At 46.2% G+C, this 23798-nt stretch carries 17 protein-coding genes; 11 read left to right on the top strand and 6 right to left on the bottom strand.

What is annotated here, in order from left to right; genetic code table 11:
• Positions 1–16: 16 nt before the first annotated feature.
• Both JT717_RS08820 and JT717_RS08815 read right to left on the bottom strand, forming a co-directional pair.
• On the bottom strand, positions 17–520 hold the full coding sequence (locus JT717_RS08820; RefSeq protein ID WP_205509831.1) for a hypothetical protein: 504 nt from the start codon (positions 518–520) through the stop codon (positions 17–19).
• Positions 517–1107 carry a class I SAM-dependent methyltransferase gene (locus tag JT717_RS08815; protein WP_205509830.1) on the bottom strand — a complete coding sequence of 197 codons (591 nt, stop codon included), beginning with the start codon at positions 1105–1107 and terminating at the stop codon, positions 517–519. The genes JT717_RS08820 and JT717_RS08815 overlap by 4 nt, the downstream gene beginning before the upstream one ends.
• Positions 1108–1389: 282 nt before the next feature.
• Between JT717_RS08815 and JT717_RS08810 the strand changes: the two genes are divergently transcribed.
• The 10 genes from JT717_RS08810 (at position 1390) to JT717_RS08765 (ending at position 20597) form a co-directional block, all read left to right on the top strand.
• Complete coding sequence (locus JT717_RS08810) at positions 1390–1782, top strand: DUF2784 domain-containing protein (RefSeq protein WP_205509829.1); 393 nt, start codon at positions 1390–1392, stop codon at positions 1780–1782.
• A gap of 226 nt (positions 1783–2008) precedes the next feature.
• The gene (locus JT717_RS08805; protein ID WP_205509828.1) at positions 2009–3601 is read left to right on the top strand and encodes a glycoside hydrolase; all 1593 of its coding nucleotides are present in this window, start codon (positions 2009–2011) and stop codon (positions 3599–3601) included.
• 14 nt (positions 3602–3615) lie between these two features.
• Positions 3616–4329, top strand: a complete 714-nt coding sequence (locus JT717_RS08800) for an SGNH/GDSL hydrolase family protein (RefSeq protein ID WP_205509827.1) — start codon at positions 3616–3618, stop codon at positions 4327–4329.
• A 25-nt stretch (positions 4330–4354) separates the two neighbouring features.
• The gene (locus tag JT717_RS08795) at positions 4355–6364 is read left to right on the top strand and encodes a polysaccharide lyase family 8 super-sandwich domain-containing protein (protein WP_205509826.1); all 2010 of its coding nucleotides are present in this window, start codon (positions 4355–4357) and stop codon (positions 6362–6364) included.
• A gap of 113 nt (positions 6365–6477) precedes the next feature.
• A complete protein-coding gene (locus JT717_RS08790) occupies positions 6478–9588 on the top strand; it encodes a SusC/RagA family TonB-linked outer membrane protein (protein ID WP_205509825.1) in 3111 nt (1036 codons plus the stop codon).
• A gap of 28 nt (positions 9589–9616) precedes the next feature.
• Positions 9617–11212, top strand: a complete 1596-nt coding sequence (locus JT717_RS08785) for a RagB/SusD family nutrient uptake outer membrane protein (protein WP_205509824.1) — start codon at positions 9617–9619, stop codon at positions 11210–11212.
• Between the two features lie 103 nt (positions 11213–11315).
• Positions 11316–12974 carry a glycoside hydrolase gene (locus JT717_RS08780; protein ID WP_205509823.1) on the top strand — a complete coding sequence of 553 codons (1659 nt, stop codon included), beginning with the start codon at positions 11316–11318 and terminating at the stop codon, positions 12972–12974.
• Between the two features lie 163 nt (positions 12975–13137).
• Entirely contained in the window at positions 13138–16485 is a 3348-nt protein-coding gene (locus tag JT717_RS08775; protein ID WP_205509822.1) for a DUF5107 domain-containing protein, read from the top strand.
• Between the two features lie 69 nt (positions 16486–16554).
• A complete protein-coding gene (locus JT717_RS08770) occupies positions 16555–19317 on the top strand; it encodes a DUF8487 domain-containing protein (protein ID WP_205509821.1) in 2763 nt (920 codons plus the stop codon).
• Between the two features lie 107 nt (positions 19318–19424).
• Complete coding sequence (locus tag JT717_RS08765) at positions 19425–20597, top strand: glycoside hydrolase family 88 protein (RefSeq protein ID WP_240347891.1); 1173 nt, start codon at positions 19425–19427, stop codon at positions 20595–20597.
• Positions 20598–20647: 50 nt separating this feature from the next.
• On the opposite strand, the gene JT717_RS08760 is transcribed toward JT717_RS08765, so the two are convergent.
• The 3 genes from JT717_RS08760 to JT717_RS08750 form a co-directional block, all read right to left on the bottom strand.
• A complete protein-coding gene (locus JT717_RS08760; RefSeq protein ID WP_205509820.1) occupies positions 20648–20791 on the bottom strand; it encodes a hypothetical protein in 144 nt (47 codons plus the stop codon).
• A 42-nt stretch (positions 20792–20833) separates the two neighbouring features.
• On the bottom strand, positions 20834–21361 hold the full coding sequence (locus JT717_RS08755) for a hypothetical protein (protein WP_205509819.1): 528 nt from the start codon (positions 21359–21361) through the stop codon (positions 20834–20836).
• Between the two features lie 296 nt (positions 21362–21657).
• Complete coding sequence (locus tag JT717_RS08750; protein WP_205509818.1) at positions 21658–21882, bottom strand: hypothetical protein; 225 nt, start codon at positions 21880–21882, stop codon at positions 21658–21660.
• 242 nt (positions 21883–22124) lie between these two features.
• Between JT717_RS08750 and JT717_RS08745 the strand changes: the two genes are divergently transcribed.
• Positions 22125–22883 carry a superoxide dismutase gene (locus tag JT717_RS08745; protein ID WP_439650909.1) on the top strand — a complete coding sequence of 253 codons (759 nt, stop codon included), beginning with the start codon at positions 22125–22127 and terminating at the stop codon, positions 22881–22883.
• Here the strand turns inward: JT717_RS08745 and JT717_RS08740 are convergent, their stop codons facing one another.
• A complete protein-coding gene (locus JT717_RS08740; protein ID WP_205509817.1) occupies positions 22884–23798 on the bottom strand; it encodes a DUF4249 domain-containing protein in 915 nt (304 codons plus the stop codon).

The raw sequence follows: 23798 nt of genomic DNA, 5'->3' as shown, positions 1-23798 counted from the left end.
ACGTTGCAGGCCCCGCTCAATAACTTACGTGGGCAAGGAATACAATAATATAACTACCCATGCAATAGACCGTTTTGCTGTTTAGGGAACGAAAAACAGGTTCTTTGCCTATGTTGGTTTGCGTAGAAAATAAGGCCAGCAGCCAAAAAACAAATGAAAACACCAGGTCTATAATGTCGAACCGGCCATTTGTAAAATGTAAGAATTGGAATACTTCCATGATCACAGCCATCAGAATGGGTACAAGAACCAGGCTCCATTTCCGGTTCCGGATCTCCAGATAGAAAAAGCTCGATGTTACTGTAATGCAGAAGATCCACAAACCTTCCGGTAAAGAATAAACAAGAAAGTCGGGTAAGGGCAGAAAAGACCTGACTGCTGTTTTTAAATAAGAATAGGTTTCATGCGAAAACAGGGCGATAAAGAGTTGGTTCACCAGGGTCTTTTCTGTACGGTAAAAAACATAAATAAAGAGGCAAAAACATAGGGACAGCCCCAGTAAGGGAATATACTTTTTCAAGGTTTAGAAAAGATAAGAAGTTTATAATAAGCGTTTTTTCCAAGCTCCGTTTGCTTATGTAATACAAAACGTTGCAATCCTTTCAGGCTGTGCAGGTAAAAAGCAGATCTGAAATGAAAAAGAGCCGACACGGGGTGAAAGGCCCGGTCAACATACTTAAGCCAGTTCCCGGGCGTAAAATGATTAAGGATGAATAATCGTCCGCCAGGTTTCAACACCTTGTATACCTGCTCCAGCAGCCGGTCCGGATCATTGGTGACAGCCAGTACATGACATATGACCACATAATCAAAACTGGCTTCGGCGAATAACAAATCTTCCCCGTTCATCAGCAGCAGTTGGGTATCTTCTCTCTTACAAAGCTGCGCTTTGTGGAGCATGGCTTCAGAAATGTCGATACCCGTAATTTGATGAGCAGTAAATAATGTCAAATGGGATCCATTACCTACGCCAATCTCCAGTAGTTTGCCCGGTGGTGCCTTATTCACCGCAGCTATCAAAGCTTTTCTATGGCCTTTTAAAAAGTAATTGATGGCCGGGTATAGAAAAGATATGCAGTCATAAAAGACTGCTGTAGCGTTTTTCACGGTAATCAATTTAAATATGGAACGCCCTCTGGTGCGATCGATTGTACGCACCGGGAAAAAATTGTTTTTAATGTAAACGCCATTCTAAACGATTCACGGCTATACTTTCCCAGTTTCTTTTTATCAAAAGTACTTTGTGATTCAAAGTTAGTGCATGGCTGACACTTATGCAAACAATCGGTGAAAAAATTATGCAATTATTTTACTCCCCCTCTCCTATCTAAAAACATCCCGTGGTTTAATGTCTGAAATAGCATAAATTGGCATATACTTAAACCAACTATGTGGTACCAGGTACTTAATTATTTCTTCTTTATATTCCATACCGTGTTCACTTTGTTTAATGTTTTCGGATGGATCTTTCCTGCCACCAGGAAATGGAACCTGTTCACTTTGTTATTAACTGCCTTTTCCTGGTTTGTATTGGGCATCTGGTATGGCTGGGGTTATTGTTTATGTACCGACTGGCACTGGGATATAAGAGAAAGCCTGGGTTATCATGATCAGCAAAAATCGTATATCCATTTCCTGTTATTAAAACTCACTGGTTTCAACTTTAACGAAGACCTCGTTAATAATGCTACCCTTATTGTTTTTGTGATCAGTCTTATTATGAGTATCTGGCTGAATATGCGGGACAGGAAGAAATCAAAGCGTTCAAAGATTACAGCGTGAATAAACTTGGTGGCTTCGGCCGAACCGATGAGATCGATGGGCCATTCACTTACCATAAAATAGTCCATCATTTTCATAAAAATTTCTATTGGCTTGTGGAGCAATAAATGTAAGATTTGCTTATTCAAAAGCTTGCGCGCACACTTTTAAACAATTAAAACGATGCTGCCTATGTGCTCACCTCATCGCTTAAATCAATTTATTAGAGCCGGTAAAATTAAACGCCATGCCTTGTAATAGCAAGAAGCGAATGCCTGCTTTGTGGCTAATCGTATTCACATTAGCCGGCTCCCCTGCCATTGGTCAGTCTCTGGGCAAAACCAAAATTACCGTTCGGCTGAATGATGTGCAGCAAACCATTCACAGTTTTGGCGCTTCTGATTGCTGGACCACTAAATACGTCGGCAACTGGAGCAATGTTTCCAAAAAAGATCAAATTGCTGATTGGCTTTTCAGTATGGATACATTGCCGGACGGAAGTCCGAAAGGCATTGGATTATCGCTTTGGCGCTTTAACATAGGCGCCGGCAGTTATGAGCAGGGTGCTGCGAGTGATATTCCGGATGAATGGCGGCGGGAGGAATGTTTTCTACAGCCGGATGGTTCCTACAACTGGAAAAAGCAGCAAGGCGCCCAATGGTTCCTGCAGGCGGCCAAACAACGGGGCGTTCGCTATACCCTGGGGTTTTCTATTGCGCCACCGGTTTTTATGGCCAGAAATGGTAAGGCATATAACGGCACCGCTGAACCGGCCATGAACATTCTGCCAGGTAAAATGAATGCGTATGCCGGTTTTATGGCAGCTGTCTCAGATCATTTTCAGTTCGATTACCTGAGCCCGGTCAATGAACCACAATGGAATTGGGGAAAAGACCGCATCAGCCAGGAAGGTACGCAAGCTACCAATGAAGAAATTGCGGACCTGGTAAAGTTGCTGGCCGACAGCCTTTCTGCCCGGCGGGCAAAGACCCAGGTGGTGATCGGTGAAGCCGGCCAGCTTGACTTTTTGTACGGTAATAATAAAGATAACCGGGGTGATCAGATCTATCAGTTCTTCTCTCCTGCTTCTGCCAATTATATTGGCAACCTGCCCAATACAGCCCATATTATTTCAGCACACAGTTATTTTACGACCTGTCCCGATTCCCAGTTGGTGAAGGTGCGCCGGCTGGTGGCAGCAAAGATCGAGGAGGTAGATGCCAAACTGGAAAGCTGGCAAACCGAATTTGGTATTCTGGGCAATATCTGCAAGCTATACAATGGCGGGCCAAAGAATACCGGCATCGATTACGGCTTTTATGTGGCGAAAGTATTACATCATGATCTTGCCATTGCCAATGTAAGTTCCTGGCAGTGGTGGCTGGCGGTAAATCCTTACGATTACAGTGACGGACTGGTTTATGTCAATGATCCTTCCGGGGGTATGAATGTAAGCAAAAGTAAAGAAGATGGTATTGTGCTCGATTCCAAACAACTTTGGTGTTTTGGCAATTATGCCCGCTTTATTCGTCCGGGCATGAAGCGGGTGAACCTGGGCATAGAAGGACTGAATGATCCCCTGAAGGCGGCAGCTACTTTGATGGTTTCTGCTTATAAAGATGAAAGCAGCCGCAAGCTGGTGCTGGTTTTCGTTAACCCATCCAGTGATCAGCATGCTGTGCAATTAACAGGAATAAAGCGTGGGTTACGCTTAAGCAACAATGTCATGAACGCTTACACAACAGATGCTGCGCGTAACCTCAAAAAGTCAGTTGTTCCCGTAAATAAGCTGGTCATTCCGCCCAGGTCGGTTGTAACATGTACCGGATCCTATCAATGAAATAAAAGCAGCCAATGAACACTCTTATGCAAAGAAAATATTCCTTGTGTTTCTACTTGTTCCTGATAGCATTACAGGCGGTGACTGCGCAGACCGATGATTATCTGCAAGGAATAAAAGCGGAACTGCAAAAGAAATGGCCGAATAACAGGACCATCAATCTCGTGTTCCATGGGCATTCAGTACCCTGTGGTTATTTTGCCACCCCCGAGGTAAAGACCCTTGACGCCTATCCCTATTTAGTTTTGCAACAATTAAAGCAACAATATCCCTATGCCGTGATCAATGTGATTGTTACTTGTATGGGCGGTGAAAATTCAGCACAGGGTGAAAAGCGTTTACAAAGGGATGTATTGACGCATAAACCCGATGTCTTGTTCATTGATTATGCATTGAACGACCGCAAACAGGGGCTGGCAGCATCCCAACAGCACATGGAAAAAATGATCAGGCAGGCCCTGAAGAAAAATATAAAAGTGATCCTGTTAACACCTTCGGCTGATCAGAATGTCAATCTGCTGCAAGACGGCAATGAGCTGGAATTGTTTGCCACACAGCTCAAAAACCTCGCGAAAGCATATCATATCGGACTGGCCGATAGCTATAAGCAGTTTAAACAGGTGGTGGCAGAAAAAAAAGATCTAAAGGCCTATATGTCTCAATCCAATCATCCTAACAGCGCCGGACATGCATTGATAAGCGCTGAGATCATGAAATATTTTCAATGAGCTTGAATGGTTGACCCGCCGTTGTATGAAATTCAAAATAACCACCGTCTTCCTAATTCAGCTTTTCCTGCTATTTGTAGCCGAGGCACAAACAGATACTATATTGGAGCGTTACAAGGCCTACCTGTTCCGCACTGCTGCACTTCAAATGTCGTCGGGAAACGGTTGGTCTGCGCCGCTGAATGCACAGGGGCAATGGCCGGATATTAATTATGAAGATCGCGAACCGGCCGCATGGAAGGTCTCACTTCACCTGCAACGGGTAAAAGAGATGGCGCAGCGCTGGGCTATGCCAACCGCTGCACAGTTTCATAACCAACAGCTCTGGGAAAAGATAAATACAGCCCTGGATCATTGGCTGTTAAAGCGGTACCAAAGCGCCAACTGGTGGCACAATGAGATCGGCGTGCCCCGCTATATGCGTGACATTCTCGTTTTGCTTCGTAATGAGCTTGCACCAGCACGCCTGAAAGCATCTTTGGAAATACTGGCGCAACATAATGTGCGGAATAATGCTGTTGGCGGTAACCTGATCTGGTGTGCCGACCTGGGTTTACATTATGGGGCACTTACAAACGATCCTGCTTTGATGCTGCGTTGCCGGCAACTGGTGTTAAAAGAAATTCAGATCACCAAAGGAGAAGGTATTCAACCCGATTACAGTTTTCATCAGCATGGCAGCCGCCTGCAGATGTACCAGTATGGTAAAGCTTATTTATGGGAAAGCTTAAGACTGGCCTGGCAGCTGCAGGGAACATCCCTCGCATTTCCCGAAGAGAAAGTGACAATCCTGACCAATGCGGTGCTGGAAGGCTGGCAGTGGATGGCAAGAGGTATTCATACGGTGCCCGGTACAATGGATCGTTCTTCTTCACGTAAAGGAGAATTGCAGGCGGCCGATCTGCGTTCGCTTATGCCCTTCATCAGAGAGCTGGAGCCAGCCAGGGATACTGCATTTAAACAAATGGCAGCGGCTCAAAACGGCGTGCGATCACTGAACGGATACCGTTATTATCCCTATTCCGATTTCGCTGCTTATCATCGCCCCGGTTTCAGCTTTTTTCTGAAAACCATTTCTGCCCGTACCCTGCCCACTGAATCTATCAACCGCGAAAACCTGCAGGGAAAACTGCTGAATAGCGGCGATGCTTACCTGATAAAGGATGGGCGTGAATACTTTGATCTAATGCCTGTTTGGAATTATGCTTTATTACCCGGTGTAACCGGCTTTGAAGATGCGCATATGATCAACCGGAAGGAATTTGTGGGCGCAGTGGCCAGCGGAGCGGAAGGATTTTCGGTGATGGAATATGTATTGAAAGATAGTTCCGGTGCGCAAACATTGGCTGCCCGTAAATTTTGGGGCTGTTACCAGGATGTAGTAATCTGTTTGTTGTCTGGAATGACAGCAAAAAATATTTCAGGTAAGATATATACTGCACTTGATCAATGCCGCTGGCGGGGCAATGTAACCATAAACAAACCGGCACAGGTGATCGATGAAGGCATACATACCATCAAAGGTGTAAACTGGATTCATCACGCCGGCTTTGCCTATATGCCGCTTTCTCCTGCAACTATTGAGCTCCATTTGAAAAAAGTGACGGGATCCTGGACTTCCATCAATGCTTCTGGAACAACAGAAAAAGTCACCGAAAAAGTTTTTATGCCAGTGATGGTTCATGATAGCACAAGTACTTCCGGTTATGTATTGGCCCGCTGTGCAAAGCCCGGTGATGCAAAGAACTTATTCAATAAACCTGGCTGGAAGGTACTTCGTAATGATACTTTGTGCCAGGCGCTTCGTTGTAATGATGGTACAATGATGGCGGCTTTTTATTCACCGGGTAAGCTGGAAAGCGGGAAAGATACAATAGAAACAGATCAGCCCTGTCTCGTTCTGATAAAGGATGATATAGTATATGCGAGTGATCCTACACATAAAGGCATTACTGTTCATTTGACTGCAGCTGGCAGATCATTCAAGTTATCACTGCCTGTTGATGGCCTTACTGTCTCGAAACGCCTTCCATGATTGATCATAAAATTGTCCATCATTATCATAAGAAATTCTATTGGCTTAGGGGCATATAAATTCAAGATTTGCTTATTCAATAATCTCCCACGCAAATCAAAACCAAACGCTTTATGAAAAAACGATTGCTGTTATATGCCTGCCTTCTCTTTGCTATCGTTCCCTGTTTTGCGCAAACTTCCACTGTGAAAGGTAAAGTAACAGGAAGTAATAATGAGCCGCTTTCCGGAGCCGGCGTGAGTATCAAAGGGCAAAACACGGGAATTGTTACAAACAGCAGTGGTGAATTCACACTTACTGTTGCCGAAAATGCTGTGTTGATCTTCTCCCATATTGGATATGCTACGAGGGAAATAGCTGTAGCCGGCAGATCCTTTATTGAAGTGGCGCTACAATCACAGGAAGCACAAATGAATGAAGTGGTGGTGATCGGTTACCAATCCGTTTCACGCAAAAGTGTAACCACGGCTGTTTCTTCACTGAATTCAAAAGAGATCAAATCCTATGTTACCGGGAACGTAGCCAACGCTATCCAGGGAAAAATGGCCGGCGTACAGGTTTTTTCGGGCAACGGATTGCCTGGCTCACAGCCAACGATCATGATCAGGGGTTTGAGCAGTCTTATGAAGAACTCCACCCCATTGGTTATTGTTGATGGTAATGAGATGGGTTACAATGCCCTTAACTTTCTGAACCCTGCAGACATCGAGGCCATCGATGTATTGAAAGACGCGTCTGCTTCCGCCATCTACGGTTCCCGCGCCGGCCAGGGTGTTATCTTAGTGACTACGAAAAGAGGTAAGGGAAAGCCAAGTGTTAATTTTGAAGCCTCCTATGGGTGGGATAAAGTACCCAAGGTAAAACTGGCTGATGCAAATGAATATGTGCGCATCATGAACACCGTTGCAGCCAATAGTGGGGCAGCGCCCTATTTTCCCAATCCCGATAACATAACCCATACCGATTATTGGAACAGCACTTTCGATGCAGGTAACCGGCAGAATTATAATTTGAGTGTAACTGGTGGTAAAGATGGCTTATCTATTTATGGAAACCTTGGCTATTACAAACAGAACTCCTATTACGCAACTGCCAAAGGCGGCGACTGGAGCAGGATCACCGCCCGCCTGAATATCGACTTTGCACTAAATAAAATATTCAAAGTAGGCCTGGCTTTTGCACCCCGCTTCGAAAAATGGCTGAACTCAGATGCCAGCAATCTTAGTCGCGCCTATATGATGGATCCTACTACCCTGCCTTTTAAATCTGAGGATTCTGTTCTCAGGTCTATCCCCAACGGGTTTATGGATATGACTGCATTCAATCCTTATTACAGCATGCCCAACCGGTCGCCGGTCAACGGCGTGGTTAACCCGGATTTTTATTACAGAACCAATTTCAACAATAATGACGCATGGGGCGCTCAATATTCCGTGTATGCAGAAGCAAAGCCTGTGAACAACCTGACCCTGAGAACCCAGTTGGAAGGATTTGGCACTGCTACCAGCAATACGAATTACACACCCAAATATTACCTGGCCACCAACAGTAATAACCGTGAAGACCAGGTTTATGAAGATAACCAGCAGAACCTGCGCTGGAAGATCACCAATACGGCCAATTACAAACTGGCCATCAAAAAACACCAAATCGACCTGCTGGCCGGTCAAAGCGCCGATAATTTTGCCGTGAAAGGAACTTCGGTTACAAAGAAAGGAATCCCGTTGGAAGAAGAGACTTATCGATATGTTGCTGCGGCGCCAACGGTTGTAGGTGCGAGCGGCTGGTATCAGCCCGGTGCCTCAACCGGCTCTACGCCTTTTGGTAAAATGGTTTCCTATTTCGGCTCTTTCCGGTATAATTTTAACGAACGCTATTACTTAACCGCAACCATGCGCGCTGATGGAACATCGCTGGTGAATCCATTATACCGCTGGGGATATTTTCCAACCCTGTCCGCCGCCTGGGTGATCTCGGATGAATCGTTCTTCGGGAAGTTGAATAAGACCGTTAATTACTTAAAGTTGAGAGCCAGCTGGGGTAAGGCCGGTGGAAATTTACCAGGACTGGGCTTGTATTTCTCAACCGTTGGGCCCACCTCCTATCCGGATGCCACTGGTGCGGCCGTTATTGGTTATACCACCAACTATATTGCCAATCCTGAGATAAAATGGGAGGAACAGGAAGATTATACAGTAGGTATCGATGGAAATTTATTTCACAACAAAGTTAATGTTACGATTGAAGGGTATATAAGAACGCCCAGGAATTTATTGTTAAGTATTCCTGTAGATCCTGTGCTGGGTTATGCGCAGGGGTATTGGGCTACCCAGGAAGCCAATGTGGGAAAAATGACGACCAAGGGCTGGGATATTTCTATTGGGTATAGAGATCATCTAACCGATAAGCTTCGTTTTGGGGTTGACCTTACCCTCAGCCGCTTCAAATCAATTGCCGATAACCTGGGTTCTGTGGATCCTATCCGCTATGGTGTGAACAATGATGTGATCACCACTTTCCGTTCCAGAATGACCAAAGGTCATGAGCCGGGCGCCTGGTATGGCTATGAAGTGGAAGGCGTATTTCAAACGGATGCAGAAGCTGCCGCTTATGTTAATAAAGACAATATACGTATGCAGCCACTGGCCAAAGCGGGCGATCTCAAATTCAGGGATATCGATAATGATGGCGTCATTGATAGTAAAGACCTCACTGATCTTGGATCGCCCTGGCCAAAATTAACCGGCGGCTTAACGCTTACACTGAACTATAGCAATTTTGATCTCAGGGCTGAATTTTATGGCTCTTATGGCCAAAAGTATAATAACGGCTACCGCTTATTGATGAATGGTTCCGGCAAATATAATTTCATGTCGGGCCTGGGCGATGAATTCTGGCATGGCGAGGGCACCTCCAATAGCTTTCCCATTTTGAAAGCGACTGATCCCAATGGTAATTTCAGCAAAATGAATTCATTCCTGATCGAAGATGCTTCGTTTACCCGCTGCCGGCTGCTCCAACTAGGCTATACCCTGCCCAGGGACCTGGTAAAAGTATTCAACAATGTGAGAGTATATGCTTCTGCACAAAACCTGTTTACGTTGACAAAATATTCTGGTCTGAACCCGGAGCTTCCTTTTCAGGGTATTGGTTTGAATGGTATCGACAATTTTCAACCCATGCAGGCAAGAACTTATTTGCTGGGACTTAGTGTAGGTCTGTAATTACTGCTAACATTTTAAACCGGAAAAAATGAACAATAAACGCTTATTATATACAGCTATTCTGCTTGCATCACTCGCGAATGCAGCTTGTAAAAAAGATTTTTTAGATCAGTCTCCCTATGGTTCTACTATCGTTGAGTCGGAGTTTTACACTACGTTCGACCAGTGTAACAATGCCACAAAAGTTGCCTACCGGTATGTGGATTGGGATGCCTGGTGGCAAACCCAGAACTGGCGCTTTCTTGCGGGTGAAGCTGCCAGCGATAACGCCTGGATCGGAAATACTTACCAATCTACCCATGCTTCCTGGGATGCGGTGGCGCATTATACCATTGATGCGGGTAATGACCGGGCAGAAGGACACTGGATCATGTTATACAAGGCCATCGGCATTTGGAATGCCGCTATCCAGGGCATTGCCAAATCGCCTATCGATGACAATAGCAAGAACCAGTTTATTGCTGAATTGAAATTCTTACGCGCATTTAATTATTTCGACCTGGTACGTAATTGGGGTGGTGTGCCGATTGTGACCGACATACTTCCCCCCACTACCCATGTTGGCCGTTCCTCTGCAAAAGAAGTATATGATTTTATCATCAACGACCTGAAAGAATCTGCAGCGGTGCTGCCGCGGCGATCGCAATACCCGGTTGCAGACAGGTTTCGCGCTTCCAAAGGCGCTGCACTCGCGCTATTGGCCAAAACTTATTTGTATGCCGAAGACTGGGCGAATGCAGAAGCAAGCGCCAAACAGGTGATAGACCTGGGTGATTATAATCTCGAAACAACCTTTGGCGCTTTGTGGAACTATAATTATAAAAATGGCATTGAATCGATCTTCGAGATCCAGAATGCATCTTCGCAACAGCCTGCGCTTCCTGCCAATGGTTATGTAATACCCATGAATTCTGTAGCGGATGGAGGCTGGGGTTATATTTCCGTGACCAGTGACCTGGAAAAAGCGTTCATTGCAGAAGGCGACAGCACCCGTTTGCACTGGACGATCAATCGTCATGGATTGCCTGTGATCGGTGACCCCAATACGCCGAAGTTCGATGCGAGGCCATATACCGGATCCGGCACAGCTTCCTCCAAATCAGGGAGGTTCAGCAGAAAGCGGTATGTGCCGAGAGCACAGCGTCCGGCCAATGGTCTATACGCATTGAACGACATCATTATCCGGTTTGCGGATGTGCTGCTGATCCATGCAGAAGCGGCTGCCATGCAGCACCGTACAGCAGAAGCGCTTTCTTCCATAAAGAGGATCCGTGACCGCGTTAGCCTCCCTACCGATATGAGCCTTAACGGATGGAACCTGATCAATGCGGTACGAAAAGAAAGAAGACTGGAGCTGGCGCTCGAAGGCGATCGTTTATATGATCTGCGCCGCTGGAAAGATCAAAGTGGTGCGCCGGTCATTAACAGCATCTTCGGGCCCAATGGAAGTTTTGTTAAATACAACACAGCATTGAGCACCGATTATTGGGAAGTAAATAATAAAACAGAGCCCCAGAACAAAGGATTTCATTTTAATCCTGCCATTCATTTAGTTTGGCCAATTCCGAACAGCCAGGTGGTCGCCGCCGAAGGGGCGGTGGAGCAAAACCCGGGGTACTTTTAATCGATGATCCGGCAAAGGCAACGTGTCACGGTTCCAAACCGTGGCACGGTTAGCCAATACCTGAAACGCCAAAGCCCTTCCCTGAAATTTAACATTATCCTTTATGAAAGTGGAACAACATTTTGGTAGATCCAGCTGGTTCTTATTCGCGTGCCTTCCCTTTGCTTTGCTCTTCTGCAACAAGAAAGGGAATTCCAATGAGGAGCCTTTCCCACCACCTAACAGGTGTATTTATTTGGGCGTAGACACCTGCCAGCAGGCAGCCAAAACAATTATAACGGTTAACCTGAATGACGTAAAACAAACCATCCACAGTTTTGGCGCTTCTGATTGCTGGACGGCAAAATACATTGGCAAATGGAATGATGTGCAGAAGAAAAATCAGATAGCTGATCTTTTATTCAGCACCGATACGCTGCAGGACGGTTCGCCTAAAGGCATCGGCCTGAGCTTATGGCGGTTCAATATCGGCAGCGGCAGTTTCGAACAGGGAGCTGCCAGCAATATTACCGATGAATGGAGAAGAGAAGAATGTTTTTTAAACGCAGATGGCTCTTTTGACTGGAGCAAACAGGCCGGTCAGCAATGGTTTTTACAGGCGGCTAAACAAAGAGGCGTAAAATATACATTGGGATTTTCGCTTACCCCGCCTGTTCATATGTCAAAGAACGGAAAGGCGTATAATAGCAGCGGGGGCGTCGTTATGAACCTGCTGGATGGCAAGATGGACGATTATGCCGCTTTTATGGCAGCGGTGACCAAACATTTTCAATTCGATTATTTAAGTCCGGTCAATGAGCCCCAATGGACCTGGGGCCAGGCTACCGGCGCCGGCCAGGAAGGTACGCAGGCCACGAATGCAGAAGTTGCTGCCCTGGTAAAAGCATTATCGCCCAAACTGGCCGCCACTGCTTCCAAAGTGGTAGTGGGCGAAGCGGGGCAATGGGATTTTTTAACCGGGCGCAACAATGATGGCCGGGGCGATCAGATCAACCAGTTCTTTGGCGCCTCATCGGCCAACTATATTGGCAACCTGCCTGCTGTTGAAAAAGCCATTTCGGCACACAGCTATTATACCACCTGTCCAGACGATAACATGATCAATATCCGCAAACAGGTAGTGGCAAAGATCAACCAGGTAGACGCCACTCTGCCCCTGTGGCAAACAGAATTTGGTATCCTGGGTGATATCTGTGGTAAATACAACGGTTACCCGAGGAATACGGGTATCGAATATGGTTTGTATGTAGCCAAAGTATTACATCATGATCTTGCCATTGCGAACGTAAGTTCCTGGCACTGGTGGCTGGCCATGAGCCCGTATAATTACAGCGATGCGCTCGTGTATATAAATGATCCGGCTGGCCAGATGAATGTGAACAATTGCAAACAGGATGGTATCGTGTTAGACTCCAAGCAACTATGGTCTTTGGGGAACTACGCCCGTTTTATCAGGCCGGGTATGAAACGTATCATGGCAAACGTGCAGGGAGTGACCGATCCCGCTACAGCGGCAGGTGCTCTGATGGTCTCTGCTTATAAAGATGAGGCGGGTAAAAAATTGGTACTGGTGCTTGTTAATCCGGAGGCAAAAGACAAGCAGTTGGAACTAAAAGGAGAAAATAGTGCATTGAACCTGACCGGTAATACTGTGGCCGTTTATACTACCGACTTTGCGTATAATATGAAGAAGACCACCAATGCCGTTAACAATATTGTCGTTCCTGCCCGTTCGGTAGTAACTTTAGTAGGTGCCTATTAATGAACGCGAAAGTTCAAAATGCCAGTTCTTGCAGCTTACTGTTCTTATGGGACCATAAGATTGTCCATCTTTTTCAAAGTATTTTCCATTTTGCAGTCGCAACGCTAAAGTTAAGTTTGTTGCAGATCTGTTCCTTAGGCTATCAAAACTAATTCTAACGTACATGAGCAAATCATTGATACAGGTGTGGGAAGAAAAAGTAATAATTCCGACCTATGAAGTGGGTGAACCGGATAAGAATCCCATGTTCTTCGAGAAACGGGTGTACCAGGGCAGCAGTGGCGTTGTATACCCCAACCCGGTTATAGAAAAGATCTACGACGAGAAAAAAGATAAAGAATACCAGGGGCTTTTCCTGGAGAATCAATATCTCAAAATCCTGATCCTGCCGCAATTGGGCGGCCGGGTGCAAATGGCGTATGACAAGATCAAACAAAGGCATTTCATCTATTACAACCAGGTGATTAAACCGGCCCTGGTTGGCTTGTGCGGCCCCTGGATCTCGGGCGGTATAGAATTCAATTGGCCGCAACACCACCGGCCCAGTACTTACGAACCGGTTGATTATTTGATAGAGGAAAATGAGGATGGAAGCAAAACGGTTTGGGTAAATGAAGTGGAGCGTATGTTTCGAACAAAAGGCATGGCTGGTTTTACCCTGCATCCCGACAAGGCCTATCTGGAAATAAAAGTAAAATTGTACAATCGCACGCCCCTGCCCCAGACTTTCTTATGGTGGGCGAATCCGGCGGTGCGGGTGAACGATCATTACCAGTCAGTATTTCCCCCCGATGTAAATGCCGTTTTTGATCATGGTAAAAGAGATGTATCTACGTTCCCCATCGCTACCGGTACTTATTATAAAGTAGATTATTCACCGGGTACAGATATTTCACGTTATAAAAATATCCCGGTGCCCACTTCTTATATGGCGGTGAACTCCGACTATGATTTTGTGGGCGGATATGAGCATGATACCCGGGCGGGCGTATTACACGTTGCCAACCATCATGTATCACCCGGTAAAAAACAATGGACCTGGGGACACAGCGACTTTGGACAGGCATGGGACAGAAATCTCACCGATGAGGATGGCCCATATATCGAGCTCATGACCGGTGTATTTACCGATAATCAGCCTGATTTCAGCTGGCTCATGCCTTACGAGGAAAAATCATTCACCCAATACTTTATGCCCTATCGCGAGTTGGGTGTGGTTAAGAATGCTACCAGGGATGTATTGATCAATGTAGAAAAAATAAATGGCGAACTGCAGGTGAAAGTGTTTGCCACCTCGGCACAGGTACTTAAAATACATCTGTCAAAAGACAAGCAGGTATTATTGAATGAAGTTGCATTGGTGAGCCCGGAAAATTTGTACATAAAATCAATCGCAGTCACTGAAGATATAACAACCGAAAATACTTTGCTGGTGCTCGCCAACAAAGATGGTAAAGAAATAGTGCGTTACGAAAGCAAAGCCGATAAAAAAACTGAAATTCCTGAACCGGCCAAAGCAGCCCTGGAGCCAAAAGATGTAGAGAATAATGAACAGTTACTTTTAACCGGTCTGCACCTGGAACAATACCGACATGCTACTTATAGTCCGGTGCCCTATTATGAAGAAGCATTACGCCGGGATCCGAAGGATGTGCGCAATAATAATGCGCTAGGATTATGGTTGCTGCGCAGAGGACAGTTTGCCAGGAGTGAAGCTTATTTCCGTAAAGCGATTGAAACGCTTATTTCGCGCAACCCAAATCCCTATGACGGCGAACCTTTTTATAACCTGGGACTTTGTTTGAAAATGCAGGGCCGTCTGAAGGAGGCGTACGATGCCTTTTACAAGGCAACCTGGAACAATGCCTGGCAGGACAGCGGCTTTTTTTCAGTAGCACAAATAGATTGCGCCCAGGGGCATTATGAGCTTGCGCTGGAGCAGATTCAACGATCGCTTGACCGGAATGCCAGGAACAGCAAGGCCATGGCTTTAAAGGTATTTATCCTGCGAAAACTGGGTCGCAACCATTCGGCGATCAAAGAATGCGCAAGGGCTTTGGAAACAGATCTTTTTAATTTGTCTGTCCGCTTCGAGCAACAGAAGCTGTTCGGGTTGTTGGGCGATGCGGCAGCGGCACAGCGCTCCTTCGATCAATTGGTGCTCATCGCAAGAGGTCATGCACATAACTATATAGAATATGCATTGGATTATATGTCGGCAGGCGCCTGTCATGAAGCGATTGAACTGTTACAACTGGCAGTGGATAAAAATACCGGTGGGCCACAGTCACCCATGCTGTGGTATTACCTGGGATGGGCGCATCAGCAGTTGGGTAAAGCAGAAAAGGCGCTGGCTTATTTTGTAAAAGGTGCACAGGCTGATCCGCGTTGTTGTTTCCCCAACCGGCTCGAAGATATCGCCATCTTAGAAATGGCTGCTACGATCAATAAGGCCGATGCCCGCGCCCCCTATTACCTGGGCAACCTGTGGTACGATAAACGCCAATATGAGGATGCCATTGCCAGCTGGGAACTGGCCGTGCTGCGCGATGCTTCGTTCCCTACTGCATTCCGTAACCTGGGCATTGCTTATTTCAACAAACGAAACGATGTTAAAAAAGCCCTGCACTGTTATGAAAGCGCGTTTGCATTAGATCCAAAAGATGCCAGGGTCCTGATGGAGCTCGATCAATTGTATAAACGCTTGAACAGATCGCCAAAAGAGCGGCTGGCTTTTTTAGAAGAACACATGGCTCTGGTGGAACAACGCGATGATCTGTACCTCGAAAGGGCTGCATTATATAATTTCCTGGGACAATATGAGAGAGGTTATGAACTGATCATGCAAAGAAAGTTTCATCCCTGGGAAGGCGGAGAAGGCAAAGTATCGGGACAATATATTTTCAGCCTCACAGGAATGGCGCGGGAGTTGATACAGGCAGCGCAATTTGAAAAAGCAATAAGCTTGCTGGAGCAGGCGCAGGAGTATCCGGCCGGCTTGGGAGAAGGAAAACTGCATGGTGCACAGGAGAATGATATTTTCTATTGGCTGGCTTGCGCCTACGAAGGATTGGGCAATAAAGCGGATGCGACGGCTTTTATGCAGAAGGCAACGCAAGGCTTATCTGAACCAACGGCGGCCATGTTCTATAACGATCAGCAACCCGACAAGATCTTTTACCAGGGACTGGCCTGGAACGCGCTTGGCGAAAAAACGAAAGCGCACCAGATCTTTAGCCGCCTGGTGGCATACGGAGAAAGCCATCTCCAGGATGCAGTGAAGATCGATTACTTTGCTGTGTCACTGCCTGATCTGTTGATCTTTGAAGACGATCTGCAGGTACGAAACCAAACACATTGCTATTATATGATGGGGCTGGGTTACCTAGGGTTACAAAACGAAGCAGAAGCAAGAGCCTGTTTAAAAAAAGCCTTGAATAATGATGCCATGCACTTTGGCGCTTCAACACACCTTGAAATGGTGCAAAAAGCAGAAAAGTTAATAAGTTAACCAATTAAAATAAAGCGTGCCATGGTTCAAACCGCGGCACGGTTGATCTGACGATTTACTTAATTTCTTATGAACATAAGTTACAAACGGTGCCTTGTTATATTTGGTATCATATGTTGCTGCCTGCCATTGAAAGCGCAGCAAACGATCTCATTGGCCGGCCAATGGCAGGTGCGGCTGGATTCACTGAACAAAGGTTTAGAGCAGCAATGGTATGATCAGCTGTCGGGTACAGCCATCCGCTTACCGGGCACGCTTGACGATGCGCGCCTGGGCAACAAACCAACCTTGAGCGCCGCTAAGCTGGAAAAAGCAGTGCTGTTGCAGCTTACAAGAAAGCATAGCTACATAGGTCCTGCATGGTATAGTAAACAAATCGAGATCCCGCAAGGCTGGGCCAACAAACATATTGAGCTGTACCTGGAGCGGGTGATCTGGAAAACACGGGTGTGGCTGGATGGAAAAGAGATCGGCAGTGAAGAAAGTTTGTCAGCGCCGCAACGGTTCAACCTAAGCGCCCTGCAAAAACCCGGCAGGCACTTACTGGTGATCCGTATCGACAACAGCAAACAATATGACATTAGTCACCGGGATTTTGCCCATGCCTACACCGATGGTACGCAGATCATCTGGAATGGCGTGATCGGCAAATTGCAACTGAACGCAAGGGATCCTTTGTATATAGATTGTATTCAAACTTATCCGGATGTAAAAGGCCGGTCGGTGACCATCTCATCTGCCCTGCAAAACAACTTTCAACAAGCAGTGGATGCTACCTTAGAGGTTCAGGTACGTGATAAAAATAACAGGATAGTTGCTGCGAGGAAGGAAGCGGTGACCATTGGGGCCGGCGCTGGCAGAAAGGAAATCAGATTGGAGTTTGGGAATACCGTTCAACTTTGGGACGAGTTTCATCCTCATGTTTACAGGGTACAGGCAGTACTTACCGCAGAGAAACCAGCCCTGAAGGATATTGCAGTCAGTTCGTTTGGCATGCGGGAAGTAACCAATAACAGCGGTTTATTACAGGTGAATGGCCGGCGCTTGTTCCTGCGCGGTACCCTTGAGTGTAATATTTTTCCATTGACCGGGCATCCGCCCATGGAGAGAACAGGCTGGTTAAAAGTGTTTCGTACGGCCAAAGCTTATGGATTGAACCATTTGCGTTTTCACTCCTGGTGCCCGCCAAAAGCGGCTTTTGAGGTAGCAGATTCAATGGGATTTTATCTTCAGGTAGAATTACCGCTGTGGAGTATGACCGTTGGTACTGATAAAAATACCAATCGTTTTCTGGAAGAAGAAGCAGCAAAGATCATCCGGGAATATGGCAATCATCCTTCTTTTGTATTCTGGTCGCTGGGCAATGAATTACAGGGCGATTTCGGTTGGCTGGCCCAATTGCTGCAACAGTTGAAAACGGCGGATAACCGTCATCTTTATACCACTACTACCTTCACTTTTCAGAAAGGACATGGCACCTGGCCCGAACCGGGGGATGAATATTTCATCACTCAATACACGAAAAAGGGCTGGGTGCGCGGCCAGGGTATTTTTAATACCTACCCGCCTGATTTTACGACTGATTATTCAAAGGCAATGGATAGCCTCACTGTACCGCTGATCACGCATGAGATCGGACAGTATTCTGTTTATCCCGATCTCGCCGAAATAAAAAAATACACCGGGGTATTAGAGCCGCTGAATTTTAAGGCTATTCAGCAGGACCTGGCGCGCAAAGGCCTGCTGAACCTGGCGCCGGCGTACACAATAGCCAGCGGCCGGTTCTCCGCAAACCTTTATAAAGAAGAAATAGAGCGGGCACTAAAAACAAAAGGACTCAGTGGTTTTGAATTGCTCGATCTGCATGATTTCCCCGGCCAGGGCACTGCCCTTGTGGGTATGCTGGATGCGTTCTGGGACAGCAAAGGACTAGTAAGCCCTGCTGAACATCGCATGTATTGCGGGGAAGTGGTACCCCTGCTTCGTTTTCAAAAAGCAACCTATACCAACGACGAAACACTGACAGCCGCAGCCGAAGTGGCTAATTTCGGCAGTCGCGAATTAAAAGGAGTTATCCCGGTATGGAAGGTTACCGATCAACAGGGAAAGAAATGGTTCAGCGGCCGGCTCAATGCCAAAGATCTTCCTGTTGATAATGGAATAGCATTAGGTACCATTAACCTTGATCTGCGTTCGATCTCCAAAGCCACACAACTTACCATTGAATTAAGCCTGGAAGGCACCGGTTATAAAAACAAATGGACATGCTGGGTGTATCCTGCCCATGTGCATGCAAGCAATAATAACGTAGCGTTTACCACTTCGGTAAAAGAAGCGTTCGAGTTATTGGAGCAGGGAAAACACGTGTTACTCAACCCGGATACCGCCCAAATTAGAGGTGTTGAGGGAAGATTTGCACCCGTATTCTGGAGCCCGGTACATTTTCCCAATCAACCTGGCACCATGGGTGTACTGTGTGATCCTAAACATCCGGCATTACAGCAATTTCCAACCGATTCTTTCAGCAACTGGCAATGGTGGGAGCTGATCACTGCATCCAAAACGATGGTGCTGGATTCAATGCCCCGCCTCTCGCCTATTGTAACCGTCATTGATAATTTTTACAAGAATCGCAGGATGGCCAATCTTATTGAAGCAAAAGCAGGCAAGGGTAAACTGGTCATTAGCAGTATTGATCTGAAAAACAACCTCGACAAACGGCCGGCTGCACGTCAATTGCGTTATAGCCTGGAACAATACATGAATGGGAATGCATTTGATCCGGCTGTTGAGCTTGGCCCCGATCAGCTAAACTATTTGATAAAAAACTGAACGTGAACGCCGAAGGCTTACGCGAAAAAATTAAAAACGCCCGGGCGCATCAACGAATGAAGATCCTGCATACTATATTCCCGTGTTTTGTCAAAGCGCTCTTTTTGATGCCGTTTCTATTCACAGGTACTGACCTGTGGGCGCAACGACAGTTTACCCGGAAAGTGCATAAAAGCCTGCTCACAGAAATCGACAGAAGTCTGGCAGCATCAGCGGCGCAGTATAAGCTACTGGCAAAAAAACTGCCTGCAGATCGCTTCCCGGTGACCTATTATGCCGCCAGCAATAAACTGGTGACCAGTGGTTCCGAGCCCTGGGTCGGTGGATTTTATCCGGGTGCATTGCTTTATTTATATGAAGCAACAAAGGATACTGTTTTATATGCAGAAGCGTTGCGGAAATTGAAGTACCTTAAGAAGGAGCAGTTCAACAGAACCACCCACGACCTGGGCTTTATGATGTATTGTTCTTTTGGCAATGCCAAACGGCTGGCGCCTGCACCGGAATACGATTCGATCATTATCAACAGCGCTAAATCACTCGTTAGCCGGTTTAGCGAGCAGGTTGCTTGTATTCGCTCCTGGGACAGTGATGCCGGCCGGTTTATGGTGATCATCGACAATATGATGAACCTGGAGTTATTATTTGCAGCCACCCGGCTTAGCGGCGATTCTTCCTTTTATAAGATTGCAGTGGCCCATGCCAATACTACCCTTAAAAATCATTTCCGGGCCGATTACAGTTCTTATCATTTAGTGATCTATGACCCCAAAGATGGAAGTATACTGAAAAAACAAACGGTACAAGGTGCGGCCGATGAATCTGCCTGGTCTCGCGGACAGGCATGGGGTTTATATGGATATACGCTGATGTACCGGGAAACAAAAGACCCGGTTTACCTGCAGCAGGCAAACCGGATCGCGCAATTTTTGTTGAATCATCCCAATCTGCCCGCAGACAAAATACCTTACTGGGATTTTAATGCACCCGGTATTCCGGCAACGGCCCGCGACGTGTCTGCAGGCGCCATCATTTGTGCTGCTTTGCTGGAGCTGTCTGCTTATGTAAACGGCAAAACCGCCAAAACCTATTTTACCACGGCTGAAACCATGCTTCGTTCTCTCTGTTCTGCTGATTACCGGTCAGCGCCGGGTGAAAATGGTGGCTTTATCCTGAAACATGGGGTTGGTAATTTTCCCAGAAATGCCGACATAGATGTGCCCCTGATCTATGCCGACTATTATTACCTGGAAGCAATGCTGCGGTATAAAAAGCGGTAGGGAGGTTTTCAGGCGCCCCCTGTTTTATGTATTCTACGCTGAACCCCTTTTTAAATGGCCAGACTTCCCATCGCCATATTATTTACAGTAAGGATGTTGAGCAGACTGTCCGGTTTTTTTACATCGAATGATTGCGAATACGCCTTACAGATAATAAGTATGAAAAAGAAGAAGATGACAGTTAGCTGATTCATTGTGTTGGTATGCTGTTAGTACGCGTTAATGCCAAACTTATTTCATCGCAGCGAAATCTTTTCCATATTCTCCAGTTTTGCTTTCAGGCCCCAGCCGCCAAAGATCTCCCCTACCACAAACCAAAGCTCGTTCTTCCCTTTTTTCAGGGGCAGGCACAACATATCGAAAAAGCCGATCGTGCGCAGGAAGCGGTAATCGCGCGACATAAATACATCACTGCCGCCATACAGGGCCCGGTCATTCAAATACACGAGTACATGATCGCTGAACCCGAATGAGATCGTTTTTACTTGGTCTGTGGCTGATTCAATCACCACTTTGGCCACCATTACTTTGTTGGTGTCTTTTGGCTGCGTAAATTTTGCCAGGTTTATGGTACCGGAAGGTTCGCTGTTTTGAGTCTGCCAGCTTAGTTTTGATTTGATATCCGGCGTGAGCTGCATGCTATTGGTAAACAGTTGCTGGTTTACCTGGTTGCTCACCTGCCATTGGGTGATAAGGCCGTCGGTCCCGTTGGCCGGCACTGGCACGGCGGCCTGCGTAACGGGCGTTTTTATCGTGTATTGCAAATTGGCAAAGCGGGTAGGATGCCACCGTTATATACCGCAATGGTTCCAGCTTTCGGGTCGCGTTTTAGCTCGGTTACTGTTGTCAAGGGTTTTTGCATATCATCTAGATAAATATCAGCCTGACGGCCATGTACATCGATCTTGATATGATGCCATTCATCAAATTTGAACCGGGCTGCTTTTGAGTTTCCTTCGCCATGATACAATTGCCAGGCTGCGCTGCCATTGAAGACCGGGGTGTATTGCGTTGCATCGGGATTGCCTATATATTACTGTCGGATGATGTGCCTCGTGTATTACAGCGGATCGGGTGTTTTGTATTTGAAGCAAACACAGAACGGGTATTCCTTGCCAATACGGTTCAAATAATTGACCCATTCTTCTGAAGGCGGCGCCACTTTGTTTTTGTTTGGCCTGATCTTTAGTTCTTCTTTAACCTTATAATGATATCTCGTCTCTTTTCCGGGAAATACAGTTGCTTCAAATCGCTTCCCGGCTACCATTGCCGATCTGTTTTTCATTCGATATACTTTTAGCCAGTGTTAGACGCTCGTTTAAATCCAATCCGTGAACATTACCTGCCACTTACAAGTTCAGCTTTAGTCCCGCTGACTAAATGAGAAAGCAACATTACTAATTTATTCAATTCATGCAAGAGGATGACATTAATAGTTGGTTAATTATGAGGCCCAAAAATTGCATTGCATACTTCTTCATTAAGTATTAACCGATTACATGTATTACCCGCTTTAAAAAAACTGTTATGAAGAAAGAAAACACCATAAGCCGCCGCAATTTTATCAGGAATACCGGCAAGGCCGGACTGGCCACTGTATTAACTGTGCCTGCCCTGGTGTCAATGGCCGCCGAAGAAAGTTTGTTCTCCATGGCTGGTGACAATAACGATATTGGCTGGACGCAACAACCGCTTGGCTACGATTATAAAGCTATTGAGCCTGCCATTGATGCCCAAACCATGGAGATCCATTATACAAAACATGCAGGTACCTATGCTAAAAACCTGGCAGAAGCGGTTAAAGCGGAACAGGTAAATACTTCATCAATGCGTATTGAGCAATTGCTGCAGAACATTTCGAAATATTCGGCCAAAATGCGGAACAATGCCGGCGGTCATTATAACCATGAACTGTTCTGGAAAATGTTAAAAGCGCCTTCAGAAGGTAATAAGGCAAGCGGCAAATTAGCTGATCTGATCACACGCGATTTTGGTTCTATGGAGGCATTCAAGAACAAGTTCTCCGAGGAAGCCGAAAAGAGGTTTGGCAGCGGCTGGGCCTGGCTCGTTTACACCAATGATAAAAAGCTGGTAGTAACTTCAACGCCCAACCAGGATAACCCGTTAATGAGCGTGGCTGAAGTAAAAGGTATTCCTGTGCTGGGGCTGGATGTATGGGAGCATGCCTATTATCTAAAATATCAGAACAAACGCCCTGAGTATATCAGTGCCTGGTGGAATGCAGTGAACTGGGATTATGTGCAGAAAAGGTTTGCTACTATGTGATCAATGAACGACCAGGCTTTTTGTGCTGAGGCTGAAACCACTGAAGCAGCCGATGACATTCTCACCACTGATCGTATTCAGAAGGCGTACCGGTGTTGAGAAAGGTCCGGAGTTCGACCTTGCTTTATTGAAGCTGTCCCAGAAGTTATACACTTTCCTTTCAACGCTGGCCATATAATAATTTACAGAGTCGCCTATAGCAAAACCATTGGAAAGGGTCAGGTGAATATATTGGCCGTTCACCAGGTCGTCGGTGCCTGGTGTAAAGCGGTTAGTACCCATAGCGCCCCAACCAAAATTGTCCCTTGAATCTATGGTGCTCCAGTAGTACAGCTGGGTATTACCAACGGTGTCCGGGTCTTTATAATGAACGGTCAGCCGCGCTTTTTCCTGGGTGGTATCGACATCTTCATCAATATAGTGAAAGCCGGTAGTTACACTGTCAAGCGGAACGATTGGCAGTAAGGTCGTGATGGCGGAGTATTGTTTTCCTTCCGCGTCAATTTCCAGCAGGTAACTTTTACCGGGTTTACCTTTTAAGGCATTGCCCGGATTAAACAGCAGCGTATTATCGAAATAAACACCGGGCAATAGCTGATTCCCGAATTGTGGAAGGCGGCCTTCTTTCAATTGTCTTTTTGAGGCCGGATCCCAGTTGTAGGTATTATTGGCAAGCTGGGTGCCTTCTGTAATGGACACCGTGGCGCCGGTCACGGGAGTATTTTCAAAGCCCGGTTCGAAATAACTTTGACTGCGGCCGAGTATTACGTAATTATAAGATGGCAGTTCATTGTTTATATAAGCTTCAACGATGAGTTGCTCCTGATTGTTCTTCAGTTTTATGTCAAAATTCCTTTCACAGGAAGCGAATACCGCCATTGACATCATCAAAAGATATATGCTTGCTTTTTTCAT

This window comes from Longitalea arenae (assembly GCF_016924755.1).
Taxonomy (GTDB): domain Bacteria; phylum Bacteroidota; class Bacteroidia; order Chitinophagales; family Chitinophagaceae; genus Niastella; species Niastella arenae.
Note: the sequence above shows the minus strand (reverse complement) of the source record. Positions and strands in the feature narration are given on the sequence as shown.

Coding starts and splice junctions, on each gene's coding strand:
- JT717_RS08810 (WP_205509829.1), top strand. CDS start 1,390: ATGTGGTACCAGGTACTTAATTATTTCTTCTTTATATTCCATACCGTG.
- JT717_RS08805 (WP_205509828.1), top strand. CDS start 2,009: ATGCCTTGTAATAGCAAGAAGCGAATGCCTGCTTTGTGGCTAATCGTA.
- JT717_RS08800 (WP_205509827.1), top strand. CDS start 3,616: ATGAACACTCTTATGCAAAGAAAATATTCCTTGTGTTTCTACTTGTTC.
- JT717_RS08795 (WP_205509826.1), top strand. CDS start 4,355: ATGAAATTCAAAATAACCACCGTCTTCCTAATTCAGCTTTTCCTGCTA.
- JT717_RS08790 (WP_205509825.1), top strand. CDS start 6,478: ATGAAAAAACGATTGCTGTTATATGCCTGCCTTCTCTTTGCTATCGTT.
- JT717_RS08785 (WP_205509824.1), top strand. CDS start 9,617: ATGAACAATAAACGCTTATTATATACAGCTATTCTGCTTGCATCACTC.
- JT717_RS08780 (WP_205509823.1), top strand. CDS start 11,316: ATGAAAGTGGAACAACATTTTGGTAGATCCAGCTGGTTCTTATTCGCG.
- JT717_RS08775 (WP_205509822.1), top strand. CDS start 13,138: ATGAGCAAATCATTGATACAGGTGTGGGAAGAAAAAGTAATAATTCCG.
- JT717_RS08770 (WP_205509821.1), top strand. CDS start 16,555: ATGAACATAAGTTACAAACGGTGCCTTGTTATATTTGGTATCATATGT.
- JT717_RS08765 (WP_240347891.1), top strand. CDS start 19,425: ATGCCGTTTCTATTCACAGGTACTGACCTGTGGGCGCAACGACAGTTT.
- JT717_RS08760 (WP_205509820.1), bottom strand. CDS start 20,791: ATGAATCAGCTAACTGTCATCTTCTTCTTTTTCATACTTATTATCTGT.
- JT717_RS08750 (WP_205509818.1), bottom strand. CDS start 21,882: ATGAAAAACAGATCGGCAATGGTAGCCGGGAAGCGATTTGAAGCAACT.
- JT717_RS08745 (WP_439650909.1), top strand. CDS start 22,125: ATGAAGAAAGAAAACACCATAAGCCGCCGCAATTTTATCAGGAATACC.
- JT717_RS08740 (WP_205509817.1), bottom strand. CDS start 23,798: ATGAAAAAAGCAAGCATATATCTTTTGATGATGTCAATGGCGGTATTC.